Annotated in this window: 3 protein-coding genes; all 3 read left to right on the top strand. The window is 72.6% G+C overall.

The genetic code is table 11. From position 1 onward, the window contains the following. Positions 1-258: 258 nt before the first annotated feature. Genes ACFWEJ_RS27960 through ACFWEJ_RS27950 form a run of 3 tightly spaced genes read left to right on the top strand, consistent with a single transcriptional unit; the run spans position 259 to position 3,484 of the window. The gene (locus ACFWEJ_RS27960) at positions 259-1,389 is read left to right on the top strand and encodes a Gfo/Idh/MocA family protein (RefSeq protein WP_377232429.1); all 1,131 of its coding nucleotides are present in this window, start codon (positions 259-261) and stop codon (positions 1,387-1,389) included. A 35-nt stretch (positions 1,390-1,424) separates the two neighbouring features. Further along, entirely contained in the window at positions 1,425-2,627 is a 1,203-nt protein-coding gene (locus ACFWEJ_RS27955) for a dihydrodipicolinate synthase family protein (protein WP_377232428.1), read from the top strand. Beyond that, positions 2,624-3,484, top strand: a complete 861-nt coding sequence (locus ACFWEJ_RS27950; protein ID WP_377232427.1) for a sugar phosphate isomerase/epimerase family protein — start codon at positions 2,624-2,626, stop codon at positions 3,482-3,484. Before ACFWEJ_RS27955 ends, ACFWEJ_RS27950 begins: the two co-directional genes overlap by 4 nt. The last annotated feature ends 80 nt before the right edge of the window (positions 3,485-3,564 follow it).

Below are 3,564 nucleotides of genomic sequence, written 5' to 3'. Positions count from 1 at the left end.
CCTCTGTATCGAGATCGGTCCAGCGTTGGACCGATCTCGATACAGAGGACCGATCTCAGAGCCGACTGCCGATCTCACTCCGCCCGCCGCCCGACGCCGCCCGCCGGCCGACGCCCGCCGGCGCACCCTCGGACACCCCATGTACTCCCCCGGAAACGTGCGCTATTCTCGGCTGGAAAGCGCATTCCCAAACTGCGCGACAGCCCGAAGACGAACACCGACGATGGAGTCTCGCCCGTGACCACACTTCGCATCGCCATGAACGGCGTCACCGGCCGCATGGGTTACCGCCAGCACCTCGTGCGCTCGATCCTGCCGATCCGCGACCAGGGCGGCGTCACGCTCGCTGACGGTTCGCGCGTCCAGGTCGAGCCCGTGCTGGTGGGCCGCAACGCGGACAAGCTCAAGGAGCTCGCGGCCCTGCACGACGTCGAGCACTGGACCACCGACGTCGACGCGGCCATCAAGGACGCCGACATCGTGTTCGACGCCGCCATGACCAACCTGCGCCCCGCGACGCTGTCCAAGGCGATGCAGCAGGGCAAGCACGTCTTCACCGAGAAGCCGACGGCGGAGACGCTCGCCGAGGCCATCGAGCTCGCGCGGCTGCAGGCCACCACGGGCGTGACCGTCGGCGTGGTGCACGACAAGCTGTACCTGCCCGGCCTGGTCAAGCTGCGCCGCCTGGTGGACGAGGGCTTCTTCGGCCGCATCCTGTCGCTGCGCGGCGAGTTCGGCTACTGGGTGTTCGAGGGCGACTCGCAGCCCGCCCAGCGCCCGTCGTGGAACTACCGCACCGAGGACGGCGGCGGCATCACCACCGACATGTTCTGCCACTGGAACTACGTGCTGGAGGGCATCCTCGGGCAGGTCAAGACGGTGACCGCGAGGACCGCCACGCACATCCCGACCCGCTGGGACGAGCAGGGCCGCGAGTACGCCGCGACCGCCGACGACGCCGCGTACGGCATCTTCGACGTCACGACCCCGGGCGGGGACGACGTCGTGGCGCAGATCAACTCGTCCTGGGCCGTGCGCGTGTTCCGCGACGAGCTGGTCGAGTTCCAGGTGGACGGCACGCACGGCTCCGCCGTCGCCGGCCTGCGCGAGTGCCGCGCCCAGCACCGCGCGCACACCCCCAAGCCCGTGTGGAACCCGGACCTGCCCGTCACCGAGCCGTTCCGCGACCAGTGGCTCGACGTCCCGGCGAACGCCGACCTCGACAACGGCTTCAAGCTGCAGTGGGAGGAGTTCCTGCGCGACGTCGTGGCCGGGCGCCCGCACCGCTACGACCTGCTGTCGGCGGCACGCGGCGTGCAGCTCGCCGAGCTGGGCCTGCGGTCGTCGGCCGAGGGCCGCCGCATCGACATCCCGGAGATCACCCTGTGAGCGGGACGACGAGCGGGGCCGCCGTCGTCCTCCCCCTGTTCGACGCCGAGGGCCGCGTCAGCGGCTCCGAGGCCGTCGAGCTGAACGCCCCCGGCCTGTGGACGAAGCCGTCGGGCCCCATCACGTCCCGCATCGCCTTCGCGGCAGCCCACGTGGTGCCGCAGGTCGGGGCGGAGAACGTGCCGGGTGCGCCCGCCGTCGTCGACTGGGACGCGACGCTCGCGTACCGGCACCGCATCTGGGAGCACGGGCTCGGCGTCGCCGACGCGATGGACACCGCCCAGCGCGGCATGGGCCTGGACTGGGCCGCGACGCAGGAGCTCGTCCGGCGCTCGGCCGCCGAGGCCGCCTCCGTGGGTGCGCGCGTCGCGTGCGGCGCGGGCACGGACCAGCTCGACCCCGCCGTCGTCGCGGCGCTCGAACCGGGCGACGCCGGCCTGGCCGTCGTCACCGAGGCCTACCGCGAGCAGGTGGGCGTGGTGCAGGACGCCGGGGCGCAGGTCATCGTCATGGCCTCCCGCGCGCTGGCCCAGGTCGCCCGCGGGCCCGAGGACTACGCCCGCGTCTACGACGCCGTGCTGGCCGAGGCCGACCAGCCCGTGGTGCTGCACTGGCTGGGCACCATGTTCGACCCGGCGCTGGCGGGTTACTGGGGCTCCGACTCGGTGGACGACGCCACGAAGACGTTCCTCGACCTGATCCGCGCGCACCAGCCTCGGATCGACGGGGTCAAGGTGTCGCTGCTCGACGCCGCCCACGAGGTGGGGCTGCGCCGTTCCCTGGCGGCCCTCCCGGCGTCGGACGACGGGGTGCGGCCCCGGCTGTACACCGGCGACGACTTCAACTACCCGGAGCTCATCGCGGGCGACGAGCAGGGCCACTCGGACGCCCTGCTCGGCATCTTCGCGGCGATCTACCCGGCGGCCTCCACAGCGCTCCAGGCGTTCGACGCCGGGGACGCCGCCCGCGGGCACGAGATCCTGGCCTCGACCGAGGCGCTGGGGCGGCACATCTTCGCCGCGCCCACGTACTACTACAAGACCGGGATCGCGTTCCTGTCCTGGCTGAACGGCTTCCAGGCCGGGTTCTCCCTGGTGGGCGGCCTGCACTCCGGCCGGTCGCTCGCGCACCTGGTCGAGCTGGCCCGCCTGGCCGACGGCTGCGGCATGCTGCTCGACCCGTCCCTGGCCGCCGCGCGCCTGCGCGCCTTCCTCACGACGAACGGGGTGACCGCATGAGCAGGGCCTCCCTGAACACCGCCACGGTGAAGCACGCCTCGCTGGCCGAGGCGTGCGAGGCGGCGGCTTCGGCGGGCTTCGGCGCCGTCGGGCCGTGGCGCGACGTGGTCCAGGCCGTCGGCGCGCCGCAGGCGGCGCGCATCATCGCCGACGCCGGGCTGCGCGCGTCGTCCCTGTGCCGCGGCGGCTTCCTCACCGCGGCCGACGACGCCGGCATCCGCGCCGCGCTCGACGACAACAAGCGGGCGATCGAGGAGGCCGCGACGATCGGCACCGCGGAGCTGGTCTTCGTGGTCGGCGGCCTGGTGGGTTCGACGCCAGGCGGTGCCCCGACGTCGGACGTGGACCGCGACCTGGTGGCGACGCGCGGCCGGGTGGCCGACCGGATCGCCGACCTGGTGCCGTTCGCCGCCGAGCACGGTGTGCGGATCGTGCTCGAGCCGCTGCACCCGATCTTCGCCGCCGACCGGGCCGTCATCTCGACGCTCGCGCAGGCGCTCGACCTGGCGGCGCCGTTCGCGGCGTCGGAGGTCGGCGTGGTCGTGGACACCTACCACGTGTGGTGGGACCCGGCGCTGCGCAAGTCGATCGCGCGGGCGGGGCGGGAGGACCGCATCGCGTCCTACCAGGTGTGCGACTGGGCGCTGCCGCTCGCGGCCGAGCCGCTGAACTCGCGTGGGCACGTGGGCGACGGGTACATCGACTTCGCCACGATCACGGGCTGGGTGCGCGACGCCGGCTACGTCGGCGACATCGAGACCGAGATCTTCAACGAGGAGATCTGGGCCGAGCCGACGTCGAGGACGGCGGAGACGGTCCTGTCCCGCTACAACCAACACGTCGCCCCCCACCTCTAACGCAGATCCCCTTTGAGGCCCGGGTTTCTCCGCTTTGAGCCGTGTCAGAGCGAAGAAACCCGGGCCTCAAAGGGAAGTGA

The organism is Promicromonospora sp. NPDC060204, from assembly GCF_042728455.1.
In the GTDB taxonomy this organism is placed as follows: domain Bacteria; phylum Actinomycetota; class Actinomycetes; order Actinomycetales; family Cellulomonadaceae; genus Promicromonospora.
The sequence above is the reverse complement of the archived record's forward strand: the minus strand, read 5'-3'. Positions and strand labels throughout refer to the sequence as shown.